This window comes from Prauserella marina (assembly GCF_002240355.1).
Taxonomy (GTDB): domain Bacteria; phylum Actinomycetota; class Actinomycetes; order Mycobacteriales; family Pseudonocardiaceae; genus Prauserella_A; species Prauserella_A marina.
Map to the genome: position 1 here is coordinate 2,350,104 of NZ_CP016353.1, position 17,359 is coordinate 2,367,462.

General features: G+C 67.8%; 15 protein-coding genes. 12 read left to right on the top strand and 3 right to left on the bottom strand.

The features are described from left to right. Positions 1-147 precede the first annotated feature (147 nt). The 5 genes from BAY61_RS32820 (at position 148) to BAY61_RS10895 (ending at position 2,980) form a co-directional block, all read left to right on the top strand. A complete protein-coding gene (locus tag BAY61_RS32820) occupies positions 148-315 on the top strand; it encodes a hypothetical protein (protein WP_170140041.1) in 168 nt (55 codons plus the stop codon). A 314-nt stretch (positions 316-629) separates the two neighbouring features. After that, complete coding sequence (locus BAY61_RS10880; RefSeq protein ID WP_091795860.1) at positions 630-1,121, top strand: transcriptional regulator; 492 nt, start codon at positions 630-632, stop codon at positions 1,119-1,121. A gap of 136 nt (positions 1,122-1,257) precedes the next feature. Beyond that, positions 1,258-2,118: a lytic transglycosylase domain-containing protein gene (locus BAY61_RS10885; protein WP_170140040.1), complete on the top strand. Its 861-nt coding sequence runs from the start codon at positions 1,258-1,260 to the stop codon at positions 2,116-2,118. 54 nt (positions 2,119-2,172) lie between these two features. Further along, on the top strand, positions 2,173-2,625 hold the full coding sequence (locus BAY61_RS10890) for a hypothetical protein (RefSeq protein WP_091795862.1): 453 nt from the start codon (positions 2,173-2,175) through the stop codon (positions 2,623-2,625). Position 2,626: 1 nt separating this feature from the next. Then, entirely contained in the window at positions 2,627-2,980 is a 354-nt protein-coding gene (locus tag BAY61_RS10895) for a DUF3817 domain-containing protein (protein WP_091795864.1), read from the top strand. Here the strand turns inward: BAY61_RS10895 and BAY61_RS10900 are convergent. The 3 genes from BAY61_RS10900 to BAY61_RS10910 are packed head-to-tail and all read right to left on the bottom strand — an operon-like array spanning position 2,946 to position 5,412. Next, complete coding sequence (locus BAY61_RS10900; RefSeq protein WP_091795866.1) at positions 2,946-3,815, bottom strand: spermidine synthase; 870 nt, start codon at positions 3,813-3,815, stop codon at positions 2,946-2,948. The genes BAY61_RS10895 and BAY61_RS10900 overlap by 35 nt on opposite strands. Continuing rightward, entirely contained in the window at positions 3,816-4,211 is a 396-nt protein-coding gene (gene speD / locus BAY61_RS10905; RefSeq protein ID WP_091795868.1) for an adenosylmethionine decarboxylase, read from the bottom strand. Continuing rightward, positions 4,201-5,412 carry a type III PLP-dependent enzyme gene (locus tag BAY61_RS10910; protein ID WP_245865980.1) on the bottom strand — a complete coding sequence of 404 codons (1,212 nt, stop codon included), beginning with the start codon at positions 5,410-5,412 and terminating at the stop codon, positions 4,201-4,203. Before BAY61_RS10910 ends, speD begins: the two co-directional genes overlap by 11 nt. Before the next feature lie 1,685 nt (positions 5,413-7,097). On the opposite strand from BAY61_RS10910, the gene BAY61_RS10915 reads away from it, so the two are divergent. The 7 genes from BAY61_RS10915 to BAY61_RS10945 all read left to right on the top strand — a co-directional run bounded on the left by BAY61_RS10915 (position 7,098) and on the right by BAY61_RS10945 (position 17,307). After that, a complete protein-coding gene (locus tag BAY61_RS10915; RefSeq protein ID WP_245865982.1) occupies positions 7,098-10,634 on the top strand; it encodes a nitrate- and nitrite sensing domain-containing protein in 3,537 nt (1,178 codons plus the stop codon). Further along, positions 10,631-11,083, top strand: coding sequence for a roadblock/LC7 domain-containing protein (locus tag BAY61_RS10920; protein WP_091795875.1), 453 nt, complete (start codon positions 10,631-10,633; stop codon positions 11,081-11,083). The genes BAY61_RS10915 and BAY61_RS10920 overlap by 4 nt, the downstream gene beginning before the upstream one ends. Before the next feature lie 10 nt (positions 11,084-11,093). Further along, positions 11,094-11,693 (top strand): DUF742 domain-containing protein, encoded by a 600-nt coding sequence (locus BAY61_RS33505; RefSeq protein WP_245865984.1) that lies wholly within the window; start codon positions 11,094-11,096, stop codon positions 11,691-11,693. Continuing rightward, on the top strand, positions 11,674-12,309 hold the full coding sequence (locus BAY61_RS10930; RefSeq protein WP_170140039.1) for a GTP-binding protein: 636 nt from the start codon (positions 11,674-11,676) through the stop codon (positions 12,307-12,309). Before BAY61_RS33505 ends, BAY61_RS10930 begins: the two co-directional genes overlap by 20 nt. An 80-nt stretch (positions 12,310-12,389) precedes the next feature. After that, a complete protein-coding gene (icmF, locus tag BAY61_RS10935; protein WP_091795878.1) occupies positions 12,390-15,635 on the top strand; it encodes a fused isobutyryl-CoA mutase/GTPase IcmF in 3,246 nt (1,081 codons plus the stop codon). A gap of 41 nt (positions 15,636-15,676) precedes the next feature. Further along, positions 15,677-16,510 carry an LLM class F420-dependent oxidoreductase gene (locus BAY61_RS10940; protein ID WP_091795881.1) on the top strand — a complete coding sequence of 278 codons (834 nt, stop codon included), beginning with the start codon at positions 15,677-15,679 and terminating at the stop codon, positions 16,508-16,510. Positions 16,511-16,587: 77 nt separating this feature from the next. After that, positions 16,588-17,307: a hypothetical protein gene (locus tag BAY61_RS10945; protein WP_091795883.1), complete on the top strand. Its 720-nt coding sequence runs from the start codon at positions 16,588-16,590 to the stop codon at positions 17,305-17,307. Positions 17,308-17,359 lie beyond the last annotated feature (52 nt).

Genomic DNA, 17,359 nt, shown 5'->3' on the forward strand with positions numbered 1-17,359 from the left:
CGTACGGGCGGTCACCGCTGCCGCCCGTTCGCGTGATTACCCGTCAGGATGGTCCTGGGTGAGGCATGATGGGCGAGGTACTGGCGGGAGAAGCAACGCGAGCGCCGTGTACCCCAGCGGCATCGCCGAGACGAATCGGATGGAGCTATGTCGCCGGGTCTCAAGAAAATTCTCATTTTCGGCGTCGTCGCGCTCGTGTTGTTCTTGTTGATCAGCCGGCCCAATGAGTCCGCCGATGCCGTTCAGACAGCACTAGGGTGGTTGCGCGATGGCGCGGAGGCGATCGTGACGTTCGTGCAGAGCCTGTTCTCCTGACCTGGACCCGTTTCCCGGCCGGCACCACGTGGAGGTGTCGGCTGTTGTCGTGCGCACCGGACAGTTTTGATCACACTCCGTCGCGATTATTGATTTTTTCCTCTATTGCTCCACCATCCGGGTGGATTCCCACGGTTAAGACCCTGGTCAACGAATTCGTCGGGCCGAGGGTCTGGCGTACCACTGGCCCCCTCTCATACGGTGCTCACATTGCGTGATCGACCGGTTTCAGGGCCTCACGCTGAACGTCATACCTGACATGTGCTCAACCAGTCTTTGACGAACGACGGCAGTGCGTTGCAGAGGAGGCAGGGATGCGAGATCCCGGAGTTGACGCTGTGATCCGGCAGTGGGCTTCCGAGCGCCGGCAGAGCGCGGAGGAGCGGGAAATCGACCGGATCGCGTCGGCGTGGTTAGCGGAGGCACCCGCCTCGCAGGCCACTCCTGGCATTCCAGGCCAGCGGCGCGGCAGCGAAACCCCGAACTGGGCGCCGGTCGAAGCGGCCGACCCCGGATATCTCGACGCCATGCGTGAGCGGGTGCCCGAGGCTCCGCTGGAACTGCTGACCGCCGCGGCGGGCTGGTGGCAGATGATCGGCGACGTCAGCGAGGCACAGGCGTGGTGGGACGCGGGCATCAGCCCGCTCGACCAGCGCGCGCTGGACTACCGGGCCGCCGGGCTGACGCCGGAGGACCTCGGCAAGCGGCTCGGGCCGCTGACGGTTCTGGAACACCTGCGCAGGGGCAGCGCCCCAGCGTGGTGCGTGGCCAGGTTGTCGCGGCAGCGCCGCGACGCCGCGAGCTGACCCGCGCGATTCGCCCTCCGACCCGGCGTATTCCGCCCAGGCCGAACCGGGCGTCCCTGACGAACCCGTAACGCTAACCTGCGTGAGGTCGTTGGTGAGACGTTGATACGTCGGTCGGTCGGGTGGAGGACCCAGCGTGCAGGAGGCGGGGACGCGGAACACGGAATCGCGTCCAGGGCTCACAGCCCTTTTTCGATTGTTCATCGTCGTACTGGTGCTCGCGATGGCGGCGGGCGGCGTGTGGCTCGTCGCGAACGCCGCCACCCCCGAGGCGGGCCCCACGACAACGGACGTCCCGGCACTCCAGGTGGAACCCGCCAGTGTGGAGCCGGGTAGCGCCGTCCCGGACAGCGATATCGTCGCGGGCGGCGACCAGGGGGCGGGGCAACCGGCGCAGCCGGGGGAAACCGGTCAGTCCAGCGAGGATCCGCTCGCGGACTGGGCGCGGCGGACCTCCCCGGCCGTCGGCGTTCCCGCCCGCGCGCTCATGGCCTACGGCAACGCCGAACTCGTGCTCGCCGACATCCAGCCCGGTTGCCAGGTGTCGTGGGCGACACTCGCCGGCATCGGCAGGGTCGAATCCGATCACGGTCGTTACGGGGGCGCGGTCCTCGGCGAGGACGGCCGCCCTTCCGAGCCCATCATCGGGGTTCCGCTCAACGGATCCGCCGGTGTCAAGGCCATTCCGGACACCGACGGCGGCGGCCTCGACGGCGATCCCGTGCACGACAGGGCGGTCGGCCCGATGCAGTTCATCCCCGGCACGTGGGCCAAGTGGGGCTCGGACGCCGACGGGGACGGGAGGGCCGACCCGCAGCAGATCGACGACGCGGCGCTGTCGGCGGCCCGGTATCTCTGCGCCGGAGACCGGGACATGACCAGCGCCCAAGGCTGGTGGGCCGGGATCATGTCGTACAACAACTCCGTCGAGTACGCGCAGAAGGTGTTCGGCCTCGCCGACGCCTACGCGACGCAGGCCAAGACGATCGCCGGCTGAACTCCGGTACCTGCGCCGCGAGCGGGCGCGCCGGTGAGTGCTAGCGTCGATGGCGTGTCCTTGAGCCGAACCGTGACCAACAGGCTCGCGATCGTGGGCGTCTCCGCGCTGAGCCTGGTCATCTGCTGTGGGCTCGCGTGGTGGCAGTGGGAGCGCTTCTCCTCAGCGGGAGGCTCCTTTCAGAACCTCGGCTACGTGTTGCAGTGGCCGCTGTTCGGTCTGTTTCCCGCGTTCATGTTCTGGCGGATCCGCAAGCTGAACAAGCAGGCGAAGGCGGCGGAGCAGGCTGAGCTGGCTGAACGCACGGAGCGGGACGCCGAAGCCGAGGTGCCGGATATGCCACAACAGCGCGCCGAGACCCGGCCGCCCGCGACCACCGCCCGTACTGTCGGTAATGTCGAGATCGGCGAAGCGGACGCGGGACAGCTCGATCCCGAGGACGCCGAGCTTGCCGCCTACAACAGGTATCTGGCCGAGTTGAACGCCCGTGACCAAGAGGTGAAATGACATGGTGACGACCGAAAGCGACGACACGACGGTGGCGCCCGCTCCGGTGTCCCTCAAGGGCCCGTTGCTGCGGTTTCGCGTGCTGGCCTACCTGACGGGTGTCGGCCTGCTCGGCCTGACCCTGGCTTTCGTGCTCAAGTACGCGTTCGACGCGCCGGGCATGATGGGCTGGATCGGCGTCACCCACGGCGGGCTCTACATGGTCTATCTCGTCGTCGCCGTCGACCTCGCGCTGAAAGCCCGCTGGTCGATCAAGGGAACCGTCGCGGTCTTGCTGGCGGGCACCATTCCGTTCCTGTCGTTCGTCGCCGAACGCAAGGTCACACAGAGGGTTCAGGCAGGCAAGAAGCTCTGACCGAGTAGGGCGGCACTCCGCAGGCTCGCAGCGCGGGCCCGTCGATGGAGGCGGGCCGGTAGGCCGAGCGGTCAAGCCGGTCCACCATGGTGCCGATCGGGTCCGGTACGCGGTCGGCCCTTCCTGACAGGAATGCCCACTCGTGCTCGTCGGAGCCGTAGTAGGCCACGGTGCCGAACAACGCGGTGAACCGCCGCCATGCCGCGATCAGCGTTTCGTTGCGCCACAACGTCGGGCAGCCTGCCTGGCACACCACGACCCCGCCGGGAGCGAGCGCGGCCGCGCAGCGGCTGAGGAATTCGGTGCCGTAGAGCCGGTTGTGCTGTGCCGCCTCGTCGTCGTTCTCGTCGGGAAGGTCGATGACGACGAGGTCGTAGCCACCTGGGGAGGCCGCGAGGAATTCCCAGCCGTCCTGGTAGTGCACCCGGACCGGGCCCTCGCCGTGCTCGGCTTCGGCCAGCTCCGCCGCCGAATACCCGTAGGGCAGGTGTTCGGCGCACGCTCTGACCGCGACGCTGTCGATGTCGACGTGGTCGACCCGCGACGCCCCGTGCGCGACCGCGAGCCGGCTCACGACGCCCTCACTGGATCCGATGACCAGAACGGCGTCGAGCTTGTCGGCCAGCAGCATCGCGGGAACGGCCAGCGCCTCGTGGTAGACGAGCTGGCTGGCTTCGGTGCTCTGCCGTTCGCCGTCGCAGAACAGCGAAACCCCCTGAGCCGTCGTCCCGATGACGACGTGCTGGAAGCCGGTGTGGACATCGAGGAGGGTGTCGCGCAGCTCCCACACCCTGGACAGTCCGTTGCCGAGTGGTTCGACGATCTGGCTGGACATTCACTTCCCTGTACTCGCGGGCAGGCGCCCGCGCCTGATGGTGGACATGACGGGTGGTTCGGCGCCGAGGGCGGCGGCAAGCAGCAGGACCGCCTTCTCCGGATCGGCCTGCTGCCCGCAGGTGAACACGTCGACGAAGGTGGCGCCCAGTTCGGGATAGGTGTGCACCGAGGCGTGTGATTCGGCGAGCATGGCCACCACGGTGACGCCCTGGGGCTCGAACCGGTTGGCGACGACCTCGCACACGGTCGCCCCTGCCTCGGTCAACGTGCGAGTGAGGGTTTCCCTCAGCAACTCGGCGTCATCGAGCACATGCTCGGCGACGCCGTACAGTTCGGCGAGTACGTGGTGGCCGAAGAACGTGCCGACAGCGCCGGTGCCGTGCTCACTCGACACTGATCAGCCTCCCTTCCGAGATGCAGTACGTGCGCAACGGCGGGATGCCGTTGAACGCGACGGACGAATAGCTTGCCGTGTAAGCGCCGGTGGCCAGGATGTCGAGCTGGTCGCCCGCGCGCAACGACAGCGGAAGGTGGTATGGCGTGCGCTGGTACAGCACGTCGTCACCGTCGCACGTCGGGCCCGCGATGATCACCCGCTCGCCGGTGGCCTCGCCGGGGGAGCCGACCGGCTCGATCCGGTATGCGATGGCCTCGTTCTCCGTTTCGGCGAGACCGTTGTACCTGCCGACGTCGAGGTAAACCCATCTTTCACTGTCCATAGTGGATTTTCGAGAGACGAGGACGACCTCGGTTCTGATGAGCCCGGCCTCGGCGACGATCGCTCTGCCCGGCTCGATGACGAGCTCGGCAGGCAGGTCGTGCACATGTGTGCGCACGGCTTCGGTGATCGCTTTCGCGTATGTGGCCGGTTCAGGCGCCCGCCCGCGATAATCCGTTCCGATCCCGCCGCCGACGTTGAGAGCGCGCAGCGGGATTCCGGTTCGCGCCGCCGCGGCGAAGACCGGAGCCGCCGCGGCCATGGCGCCGTCCCACGCGGCTGGATCGTTGTGCTGGGAGCCGACGTGGAAGCTGACGCCCTTGGGATCGAGACCCGCGCGCGCCGCCCGCTTCAGCAACGCGATCGCGGTGTCGGCGTCACAGCCGAACTTGCGCCCGAACGGGGTCGCGGCTCCATCGGCGTTCACCAGCAGGCGAACGGAGATCTCGGCCCCCGGGGCGTGTTCCGCGACGTTGTCGAGGTCGCTTGCCGCCTCGACGGTGAAGTCCCTGACCCCGGCCGCGAACGCCGTCGCGATGTCGCCCGGTTTCTTGATCGTGTTGCCGTAGGACAAGGTCGCCGGGTTCGCTCCCGCGTGCAGACACGACTCGATTTCCGCTGGGCTCGCCACGTCGAAGTGTGCTCCCTCGGCCGCGAGCGCGCGCAGTACGGCCGGACTCGGATTGGCCTTGACCGCGTACTGCACGCGGTAGCCCGCGAAGTCACGAGCGAGCGCTCGGTAGCGGTCGGCGACCGAGCCGAGGTCGACGACGAGGCACGGCGTCGGAAGCGGGTTCCGGTCAAGGAACTCGCGGATCCGCGCCGTGGCCCGGTTCGCGCTGGTCGCGCCCGTCGCCGCGGTGTGCTCTGCCGTCACGACAGTCAGCGTCTCAGGCCCGGATGACCGGGCGGGGAGCAGGGCGGCGTGCACGTGCAGTGGGGCACAGTCACCCCGGGCGACCGGGGTCGCGCACGTTCGCGTGGGTCCACATTGGATGTTGCAGCTTGCGTGGGTAACGGGAGAATCACGATGGCGGTGGGTTGGGTCCGGTCCGGTGAATCCCGGTTTTGTGATCGCGCGAAAAGAATAGGTGGCCGACAATAAGAGACTCACGGCCATTCGAATATTGTCCGCGCCCATTTTCGAGTTTTTCGCGTGCGTTTTTATGGTGGTCGGCGAAAAAGCCGCGTCCGGTGTGTCCCGGGGTCGTGAGCGGCCCGTCCTGGCGCTCGGCCGCACCACGGGTGACCGGCCACGACAGGTCGTTGACCGATCGCGGAGAGTGGCAAGCCGGGCTGTCCGCGGGGTGTTCACTGGCTGCCGAGGCCGGGGTGACGGTGCGTGCTCGGGTGGCGGGTCTCGCTCGGCCGCCATGATCGAGGCCGGGTCCCTCGGCAGGTCGGCGCGGAGTTTTGGAATGCGAGGTGAAGTGTCGTGCGTGGCCGTGGGGTGCGAAATATGAAAGTTCACCCTTCCTGGTGGATTCGATCGTGACTCGGCGTTATCGGCGGTGGCGATCTTGCCGACTGAAAGAGGTTCAGCAGGGGTTTGGCGCTGACATGAAAGGTACTCAGGGTAGCTGTTGCCAGTCAGTCGGAGCGGGAACGAGCGCGTGTCCCCGGTGACTCGCGTTCATGCGCATGGCCTAACCTGAGCGGAGATACCACCAGGCCAGGGCGAAAATCCTGGGCGAGGTGAAGCGGGCGAGTCCTTCATGCGATGACTGATCGAGCCACAACTTCGTGCACATTTCCGTGACATCACTCCACCGTGGGAGGGTTCTGGCTAGGCCATCCGAGGGATCACTCGCCGGGTCTTGCTCTATGTGGGTGACGCTTGATGTCTCGCACACCATGAAAGCGGTAACCGAATTGGTGGCCCGATCTTCGTCATGTGTGAATGCGCGGGCCTCTCCGCGTCGGCATTGTGCATTTCTCCTGGTCACGGGCTGAGCCTTTGCGAACATTTGCCCTGCGCTTGTTTGGTGTACGCTTTCTGGCGCCCCGGTCAAATGTCAATTCCGGCGCCAACACCGTCTAGACGGCATGCAGTTCGCATGATGCGGTGGTCGGCGCCCTGGTGGTTGACGACGGACCGGCCACAGCGACAGCACCGAGCACGACCAGCGGCACCGACGACAGCGCACGACAGTGCGCGAAGACGACAACGACAACACAGGCCGGCGGACCAGGTGAAACCCACCGGAGTACGACCGGCACGACAGTGCGGGACCCGTGTGAACAGGCACGAACCGGCATGAGCAGGCACAAGCGTGGCATCGGCGAGCACGAGCGGACTCGGACGGACATGGGGACATGGGTACGGACACGGCCTCGGCCGGTGCACGCCGCACCGTTCGTCACCGGCGCCAAGAGCGGCACGGTCGGCAGCGGTAGAAGCGGTGGCGAGGACCGGGCTCATCCGCGATGCCTGCCCGGCCGTGCTCCTCGCGGCGTGCTGATCGGAAGCGGTCACCGGAGTCCCGACATGCCTGACGTGCCGAGCGTGCCACCCGTGAGCCGTCGCGAGACAGCGAGTGAGCCGGAGGAGGAGTCACCTTCGTGACCGTTGCAGGAGAAGGCCAAGTGCCTGTGGGCAAGCTCCTCGGCCAGCCGGCCCCGAAGCCGTCCCGGTGGCGGGCCGCGACGCGCTGGCGTGACTGGAGCCTTCCGGTCAAGCTGGGGGCGATCACCCTGATCCCCATCATCGTCGCGCTGGCTCTCGGCGGGGTCACCCTGGGCAGCCAGCTCGGCGAGGCAGACCGCTACGAGCGGGTCGACGCGCTCGTGAAGCTGGACACCTCGGCGGCGGCGCTGCTCGACGGCGTCCAGCGCGAGCGGGCGCTGACCGCCGACGCGCTCACCCAGGGCACCGGCGCGGCCTCCGCCGAGTTGCGCGAGGCGAGGGCGGCCGTCGACGCCGCGGCGGGCCCGGTCAACGCGGCAGCGGGACCGGCTGTCGAACTCGAACCCGGCATCGCTGGTCAGCGACAGGATGTCGCCGACCAGCTCGGCGGGCTCGCCGAACTCCGCGAGCGGGTCGGCGCGGGACAGGTCGGCCCCATCGAGGCCGTCACCGAGTACACGGCGCTGACCACCGCCCTGCTCAACCTGGACACCGCGCTGGTGAGCGGCATGGGCGACACCGAGATCGGCGCGACCCCCAGCGCGCTGCACAACCTGCTCGTCGCCAAGGAGGAGGTTTCCCTCCAGCAGGCCCTCATCGGGTACGGCATCGGCAGGAGTGGGCTCGCGCCAAGCGAGTTCAACCAGGTCCGCACCTCCGACGTGCGGCTGACCGACCGCCTCGCCGAGTTCGGCAGCGCCGCGACCGAGAGTCAGCGGCAGGATTTCGACAGCAGCGTGCGTGGCGAGGCATTCGACGAACGCGACCGGATCGTCAAGGGCGTGCTCGCCGCGCAGGACACCGGCAGCGGGGAGGCATTCCGGACCGAGACGGCCCAGCAATGGCGGGGCCTTTCCGGCTCGGTGTTCACCAGCATGGGCGAGGTCGGTGACCGGCTCGGCGGCCAGCTCGCCGCGACGGCGAGCGACCTCGCCGGCGGCGCGAGCACCACTGTCGTCGTGCTCGCTGTGTTGTTCGTCGTCGCGCTCCTGCTCGCCGCCGCCGTGGTCTTCCTGGTCACCCGCCAGCTTCTCCGCTCGCTCAAGGTGCTGCGCACCACGGCGCTCGACGTCGCGGAGCACGGGCTGCCGGAAGCGGTGCGCACCATCCAGGAGGGGCGTTCGCAAAGCGCGGAGCTCAGCCCGACCCCTGTCCACACCGACGACGAGATCGGCCAGGTGGCCAGGGCGTTCGACGCCGTGCACGCCGAAGCGCTGCGGCTCGCGGCCGAACAAGCGGGCATGCGCACCGGCTACGCCAGCGTCTTCGTCAACCTCTCCCGCAGGAGCCAGAGTCTCGTCCAGCGTCAGCTACAGCTCATCGAGCGGCTCGAACGCGACGAGGAGGATGCCGACCAGCTCGCGACGCTGTTCCAGCTCGACCATCTCGCGACCCGCATGCGGCGCAACAACGAGAACCTGATGGTGCTTTCCGGCGCCGAGCCCGGCCGCCGGTCCGGTCAGCCGGTCAGCGCCACCGACGTACTGCGTGCCGCCGTGTCGGAGATCGAGCAGTACCAGCGGGTCGTCGTGCAGACTCCGCCCTCGGTCAGGATCGTCGGTTACGCCGCTGGAGACCTCGTCCGGCTCGCGGCCGAACTCCTCGACAACGCCACCGCGTTCTCCGCGCCGGAGACACAGGTGACGGTGGCGACCAGGTTGATGGAGGACGGCTCGCTGACCGTCGACATCATGGACAAGGGCATCGGCATGAACGAGGCCGAGGTCGCCGAGGCCAACGCTCGCCTCACCGAGGCGGGTTCGGTCGATCTCGCGACCTCGCGCCGCATGGGGCTCTTCGTCGTCGGCAGGCTCGCCGGACGGCACAACTTCGGCGTCGTACTGCACGGCGGCAAGGACATCGTCGGCGTGCGGGCGACGGTGAGCGTGCCCGCGGAACTGGTGATGGGCGCGCAACAGCAACAACAGCCCTCCGGTACGAGTGCCCAGCAGGTACCGGCTGTCGCCGCCGTTCCGGAGACTCCGGCACAGCCTTCGGCGCCACATCCGGCGACCCCGTTGCCGCCGAAGACGCCGGGCGGGCTGCCCCGCAGGAAACCCAACGGCACCAGGCGGCCAGGTGTCCTGCAAGACCTCGCTGGTGGCGCTGTGCGGCAGTCGCCATCGGACACCGAGGTGTCGGGGACGGCGCTGTTCACGCCCATCGGCAAGGAAGAGCAGCAGCAGGCGAAAGAAGCGGCTCCGGCATGGCCGGACGCGGCGGACGAGGCGAGGGAGAAGGCCGAGTCCGAGTCGGCGGCGGAGGTGACCGCGGCCTTCGCGAAGCCGGACCTGGAAGAGCCAACGCCGGACGAGCGAACGGAATCCGAGCCGGAGACCGAGGGCGCGCTCGCGCGGAGCACTCCCACCGAACGCATCGACCCCACCGTGCACAGTGGACAGCCGGGTGCCGGGAGCGCGGCCACCAGGCCGGAGGACGAGCCGGAACCCGCGGCGCCGTCCTCGACCAAGGTCACCGCGAAGTCGGGCTCCCCGACGGCGGCCGCGAAGGCGCCGGAGGTGGATCCGCTCAGCGGTGAGGCGTTGTTCGAAGCCACCGGAACAGTGGTGAGTGACTGGTGGAGTGCGGCAACGACGGCGAGCGACGCCGAACGCAGGGCACAACGCGCGCGGTCGGTGTCCGAGACGACCCCGATCTTCGACGAGATGCTGTCCGCCTGGTTCAGGAGCGTCAGCGAATCGCCTTCGGAGACCTCGGGTGGCGCGAAGAAGGAGTGGGATTTCGCCGCCGACGAGCGGTGGCGCACCGTGCAGGCGGTGTCCCGCACCTCGCCATCGGATTACACGCAGGCGGGTTTGCCGCGCCGGAGGAAGGGCGAGCAGTTGCTGCCCGGCAGCGCCGCGGCAGGCCAGGCGAGCGCGAGTGCCGCGCGGGCCGCCGTGGCGAAGGCGCCGCCTCCGCCACAGCAGCCCAGCAGAGACCCCGCGGACGTACGGGGCAGGCTCAGCAGCTTCCAGCAAGGCGTCAGCAGGGGGCGCAGGCATCGGCAGGCGGAGTCAGCCACCCGGCAAGGCCGGTCCGCGGAGCAGGAGCGGCCGACGACGAGCGCGGGCCTGCCGCAACGGCAGCCACGCAAGCCAGCCCGGCAAGGGACGACGCCCCCGCCACAAGCCGAGGTACCGTCCCAGGCGGTTTCGGGATCCGGGTCGGGACAGGCGCCTGCCTCGGAATGGGCGTTCGCCGCCGACGAGCGGTGGAGCGCGGTACAGGCCGCCTCCCAGTCCGGGCCGCCGAACTACACGGCGGCGGGATTGCCCCGGCGCAGGAAGGGGGCACAGTTGTTGCCCGGCAGTCTTTCCTCGGCGGCCGGCCAGGCGAGCAGGCCGAAAGCGGAGCGCGATCCCGCCGACGTGCGGGGCAGGCTCAGCAGTTTCCAGCAGGGTATTCGCCGAGGCCGGCATCGGACCGCTCAGGCGAGCGAGAGCAGTCAAGAGAAAGTGGAGGGTGAATGACCGCGCCGGAACGGGCTCAGCCCCAACAGAATCAATTCGGCTGGCTGGTGAACGACTTCGCGGAGCGTGTCCCCGGAGTCGCGCACGCCGTGGTGGTGTCAGCGGACGGCCTGCTGCTCACCGCGTCCAACCGGCTTCCGCTCGACAGAGCCGACCAGCTCGCGGCCGTCGCCTCGGGCCTGGTGAGCCTCACCCAGGGCGCGGCGCGCTGCTTCGAGGCAGGGGCCGTGAGCGAAACCGTGGTGGAGATGGAACTCGGCATCATGGTGCTGATGTCCATCAGCGACGGTTCGTGCCTCGCGGTGCTCGCCGCCCCCAACTGCGACATCGGGCAGGTGGCCTATGAGATGACACTGCTCGTGGACAGGGTGGGCCAGATTCTCACTCCCGAGCTGAGGGCGCAGTTGCAGGGCGTCACCAGCTCGTTCGTCGGCGAACCGGTGGGTTGAGCTGGCGACGATGAGTACGGGGCCTGGCCGGACAGGGGACGACGATTCCGGCACCTTCGCCGATCTCGTCAACGGGTTCGCGCTCGGTCCGGGTCATCGCGGCCTGAGAAAAGGCAGAGAGCACAGGGGGGACCGCGGTGAACCTCGCGGCAGGCAAACACCCCCTTTCACCGAGATGTCCCACCCAGCCGGCCTACCCGGCACGATCGGGGCCCCGACCGGAGAGGAGCAGCTTGTGTCGGCCGAAGCCGTCCCGTTGTACCCAGCGGAGGAAACGGATTTCGTGCGTCCCTACGCCATTACCGGAGGTAGGACGAAGGCCAACTATCCATTGGAGCTCGAAACCCTGGTCTCCACCCGCGAGGCGGCTGTGTTTGCGGTGCCCGACCAGATCGAGCACAAGCTGATCATGGAAGAATGTCGGACCCCACACTCGGTCGCCGAGATCGCTGCGGCGCTGCGCGTCCCGCTCGGCGTGGCGCGGGTGCTGATCAGTGACGCGGCGGACGCGGGGCTGGTCACCGTGCACAGGACCATCTCCGGTGATGAGGGTGCCGAAGCGCATTTGATGTTGATGGAAAGGGTTTTGAGTGGACTCCGTCGGCTTTAAGGCACCGCGCGAAGCCGCGCCGAAGACCATGACCTCGGCCAAGATCGTCGTGGCCGGTGGCTTCGGAGCGGGAAAGACGACCTTCGTCGGGTCGGTTTCGGAGATCGTGCCGTTGACCACCGAGGCGATGATGACGGACGCGAGTACCGGCATCGACGACCTCGAAGCGACGCCGAACAAGGCGACGACGACCGTCGCCATGGACTTCGGCAGGGTGTCGCTCGACGAGGACCTGATCCTCTACTTGTTCGGTACGCCGGGCCAGCAGCGGTTCTGGTTCATGTGGGACGACCTCGTCCGCGGCGCGATCGGCGCGGTCGTGCTCGCGGACACCCGCAGGCTGGCCGACTCGTTCGCGCCGGTCGATTTCTTCGAGGACAGGGGACTGCCCTACATCGTGGGCGTCAACACCTTCGACGGCGTATTGCAGCACGACCTGCAAGACGTGCGGGAGGCGCTGTCGATCGACCCGAGTATCCCGATCGTGCGATGCGATGCCAGGGACAAGGAGTCGACGAAGCAGACGCTCATCACGCTCGTCGAGTACGCGATGCGGCAGTGGATCGCGTTGCGCTCGCCGAATTCCGCCGCGGAAGGGCCGGTGACCACGCCCTGAATCGATCCGGGGGCCGCTGAGACGGCCATCACGGACACACTTGGTTTTAAAAAGGTAGGAAGTCCAAGTATTTTGGAGGCATGACCTCCGAACTGCACCGGCCTGCGCACCCCGTCCGGTTCGTGACCGCCGCGAGCCTTTTCGATGGTCACGACGCGTCCATCAACATCATGCGGCGCATCCTGCAATCGCAGGGCGCCGAGGTGATTCACCTGGGGCACAACCGCTCGGTGGACGAGGTCGTCACCGCGGCCATCTCCGAAGACGTCCAAGGGGTCGCGATCAGCGCGTACCAGGGCGGGCACGTCGAGTACTTCACCTATCTCGTCGAGCTGCTGCGGGAGCGGGGAGCCGGGCACGTCAAGGTCTTCGGCGGTGGTGGCGGCGTCATCGTGCGCGAGGAGATCGAGCTACTGCACTCCAGGGGTGTCGCCCACATCTTCTCGCCGGACGACGGGCTCACCATGGGCCTGCCCGGAATGATCAACTCGATGATCAGGGAGTGCGACGCCGACCTCGCCGCCACCCCCGTCGGCTCCGTGGATTCCCTGCTCTCCGGCGATCTGCCGACCCTCTCGCGCACGATCACCCGGCTACAGCAGGACGAGCTCCCGGCCGAGTGGCGCTCGGCCATTACCGAGGCCGCCCGCGCGCGTACCGTGCCGGTGCTCGGCATCACGGGTACCGGCGGATCGGGGAAGTCCTCGCTCACCGATGAGCTGGTCCGGCGCTTCCGCCTCGACCAGCAGGACAAGCTGCGGATCGCGGTGCTGGCGATCGACCCGACCCGGCGAAGGGGTGGCGGCGCGCTGCTCGGCGACCGCATCCGCATGAACTGCCTCGAAGGCGACACCGTCTTCTTCCGGTCGCTGGCCACTCGCACGGCAGGCGGCGAGATACCCACCGGTCTCGACGAGGCGGTGCTCGCGTGCAAGGCGGCCGGTTTCGACCTGGTCGTCGTCGAGACGCCAGGCATCGGCCAGGGCGACGCGGGGATCGTCGACCACGTCGACCACGCGCTGTACGTGATGACGCCGGAGTTCGGCGCTGCATCCCAGCTTGAGAAAATCGACATGCTCGACTTCGCCGACGTCGTCGCCATCAACAAGTTCGAGCGAAGGGGCGCCGAGGACGCCCGGCGCGACGTGGCCCGTCAGCTCGTCCGCAACCGCGAGGAGTTCCACCTCGGTCCCGATGACATGCCGGTGTTCGGGACCAGCGCGGCGACCTTCAACGACGACGGAGTCACCGCCCTGTACCAGAACCTGCGCGACGCGCTCGCCGAGCGAGGACTGGGAGTGCACCAGGGAGTGCTGCCCGAGGTGACCGGCAAGGTGTCGACGGGACTGGCCACCGTGATCCCCTCCGGCAGGGTGCGTTATCTCGCCGACATCGCCGGAACGGTTCGTGACTATCACCGGAACACGGCCGAGCAGGTCGCCGCCGTCAGGGCGAGCGAACAGTTCGCGGCGACGTTGCGCGCGCTCACCGAAGCGGGAGCCGGTGACGGCGCGACCGGCGCGGTCGAAGAACTCGCCACGCGCGCGAAGTCCGCTGTGGACGATTCGAGCGCCACGTTGCTCGCCGAGTACGAGAAACTCGCCGAGTCCTACCGCGATGACGAACTCGTGTTCACCGTCCGCGACAAGGAGCTGCGGACCCAGTTGTGGAGGGAAACCCTTTCGGGAAGCCGGATTCCCAGGGTCGCGTTGCCCCGTTACACCGACAAGGGCGAGCTGCTTTCCTTCCTGCGCAGGGAACACCTCCCCGGCTACTTCCCCTACACGGCTGGTGTTTTCCCCTTCAAGCGGGAAGGGGAGGACCCGGCGAGGATGTTCGCGGGTGAGGGCGACGCGTTCCGCACCAACCGGCGGTTCAAGTACCTTTCCGCGGACTCGGAGGCCAAGCGGCTCTCCACCGCGTTCGACTCCGTCACGCTCTACGGCTTCGATCCGGCGACCCGGCCAGACATCTACGGGAAGGTGGGCACGTCGGGTGTTTCCATCGCGACCCTCGACGACATGAAGGCGCTCTACGACGGTTTCGACCTGACCGCGCCGAGCACATCGGTGTCGATGACGATCAACGGTCCCGCTCCGACCATTCTTGCGTTCTTCCTCAACACCGCCATCGATCAGCGGATCGAGGCGTTCAAGGAACAACACGGCAGGGAACCGTCCGAAGAGGAAGCGGGCGGCATTCGCGAGTGGACACTGCGGCAGGTGCGCGGCACCGTGCAGGCCGACATCCTCAAGGAGGACCAGGGGCAGAACACCTGCATCTTCTCCACCGAGTTCTCGCTGCGCATGATGGCCGACATTCAGGAATGGTTCATCGAGCACGAGGTCCGCAACTTCTACTCGGTGTCGATCTCCGGCTATCACATCGCCGAAGCCGGTGCCAACCCGATCTCGCAGTTGGCGTTCACCCTCGCCAACGGCTTCACCTACGTCGAGTCCTATTTGGCCCGTGGAATGGACATCGACGATTTCGCTCCCAATCTCTCTTTCTTCTTCTCCAACGGCATGGACGCCGAATACTCGGTGCTGGGCAGGGTCGCGAGGCGCATCTGGGCGGTCGCCATGCGGGAGCGCTACGGGGCCGGCGATCGTTCGCGGAAACTCAAGTACCACGTGCAGACGTCGGGACGTTCGCTGCACGCGCAGGAGATGAGCTTCAACGACATCCGTACCACGCTGCAAGCGCTGTGCGCGCTGTACGACAACGCGAATTCCTTGCACACCAACGCCTACGACGAGGCGATCACCACGCCGAGCGAGAGTTCGGTGCGCAGGGCGATGGCCATCCAGATGATCATCAACAAGGAATGGGGTCTCGCCAAGAACGAGAACCCGCTCCAGGGTTCCTTCATCATCGACGAGCTGACCGACCTCGTCGAGGAAGCCGTGCTCATGGAATTCGACCGCATCTCCGAGCGCGGCGGCGTGCTCGGTGCCATGGAAACCGGTTATCAGCGCGGCAGAATCCAGGACGAGTCCATTCTCTACGAACGGCTCAAGCACGACGGATCGCTGCCGATCGTCGGGGTGAACACCTTCCGCAACCCCGGCGCCGCCGAGGACGACGTGGAGGTCGAACTGGCGAGGGCGACCGAGGACGAGAAGCGTTCGCAGCTCGACCGGCTCGCCGATTTCCAGCGCAGGCACCACGACGACGCGCAGCAGGCACTCAAGGAGCTGCGCGAGGCGGCGACCAGGGGTGACAACCTGTTCGGGGCACTGATGGACGCGGCGAGGGTGTGCTCGCTCGGGCAGATCACCGAGGCGTTCTTCGAGGTCGGCGGGCAGTACCGGCGCAACGTGTGAGGTAGGGGAACAAACCGCGGGACGACGTGGTTCGCACCGGCATGGACTTCGGTATCGCCACGTTCGTGACAGACGAGGGAATCCGGCCGGACGCGCTGGGCATCGCGCTTGAGGAGCGCGGGTTCGACTCGTTGTTCCTCGCCGAGCACTCGCACATTCCGGTCAGCAGGGACACTCCCTATCCGGGCGGGGGTGAGTTGCCGAGGGTCTACTACCGCACGCTCGACCCATTCGTCGCGCTGACCGCGGCGGCGACGGCGACCCGTGACCTCGTGGTGGGAACAGGGGTCGCGCTCCTGCCACAGCGTGACCTCATCCACACGGCGAAGGAGGTCGCCAGCCTCGATTTGCTCTCGCGTGGCCGGTTCGTGTTCGGCGTCGGCGTCGGCTGGAACCGGGAGGAAATGCGCAATCACGGCACCGATCCCGCGACGCGCGGCAGGCTGATGGACGAACAACTCGAAGCCCTCAGCCGCATCTGGACCCAGGACGAGGCCGAGTACCACGGCAAGCACGTCGACTTCGACCCCGTGTACAGCTGGCCGAAGCCGGTGCGCACGCCGCATCCGCCGGTGTACGTCGGTGGTGAGAGCCCGGCCGCGCTGGCGAGGCTTCGCCGGTACGGCGACGGCTGGCTCCCCCGGCCCGACACCGCGCCGGAGACGATCAGGTCGGTGCGCGCGGACCTCGCCGAGCACGGCAAGCCCGGTCTGCCGGTCACGGTGTTCGGCGCGGGCCGCGACGAGAAGCGCATTGAGGGCTGGGCGGAGGCCGGTGCCGACAGGGTGACGTTCCTGCTCGGTACCAAGCCGGAGCCCGCGACACTGGCAACCTTGGACCAACTTGCCGCGATAGCGGCGAAGTACCGAAATTAGCCCGCGCGAATTCAGTATCCTGCGAGCTGATCCGGATGGCGCCGGAAGGGTGCCCTCCGCCAGCTGGGGAGGACCACGTGCTCGGCAGGTTCAAGCGGCAGCGCGCCGATACGGCAACGAAACGGCACGGCGCGGCGGAGGGAAGCCCTCGATGGCCGCTGGAGGTATGGCAGCGCGACGACCCGCGTGCCGACGGCCCCGATTACGTCGGTCTCTGCCTGAGCCCGGCGTTCCGGGAGGAGCCAGAGGCGCGCTCGCTGCGTGACGGGGACGGGATGGGCCGGATCATCGAGGTCGCCAAGACCGGGGGCATGGAAACGCCCGCGATGGCGAGGGTGGTCGAGGAACTCCTCGCCGATCCGCGCTACGCCGCCTTGGACACGTTGTACAGCTGGCTTGCCCCCGTCTACCGGGACACCGACCGTCAGCTTGAGGTGATCGAACACGGTTTGCGCACCTGTCCGCGCAAGTACAAGCTGCTCGAACTCGCCGGAACCGCGATGTTGCAGCGTGAGCGAGGCGCCGCCGCGCTGTACTACTGGGCGCAGTCGGTGGTCAACGCCGAGTCGCTCGGTGAAGGCCCGGACGCGAGTGCCTACGACTTCCTCATCGTCGTGGCGCACGTGGCCGGGCAGCGGGGTGCGGTGAAGGCGTTCCGGGCCCGTACGGGCGAGGCCGACCATCCGGAGATCGTCCTCGACGAGGAGTACACAGAGCTGGTCGAAACCGCCTTCCGGAAGCCGTCGAAGGAGACGAAAGCGGTGATCCAGGCGCTGGCCGCCCGGATTTCCGCGTAGCGGGAGTCGCCGCGCCGGGCGCCCTGCCGAGTCCGAGCCCGCAGCCCGAGAC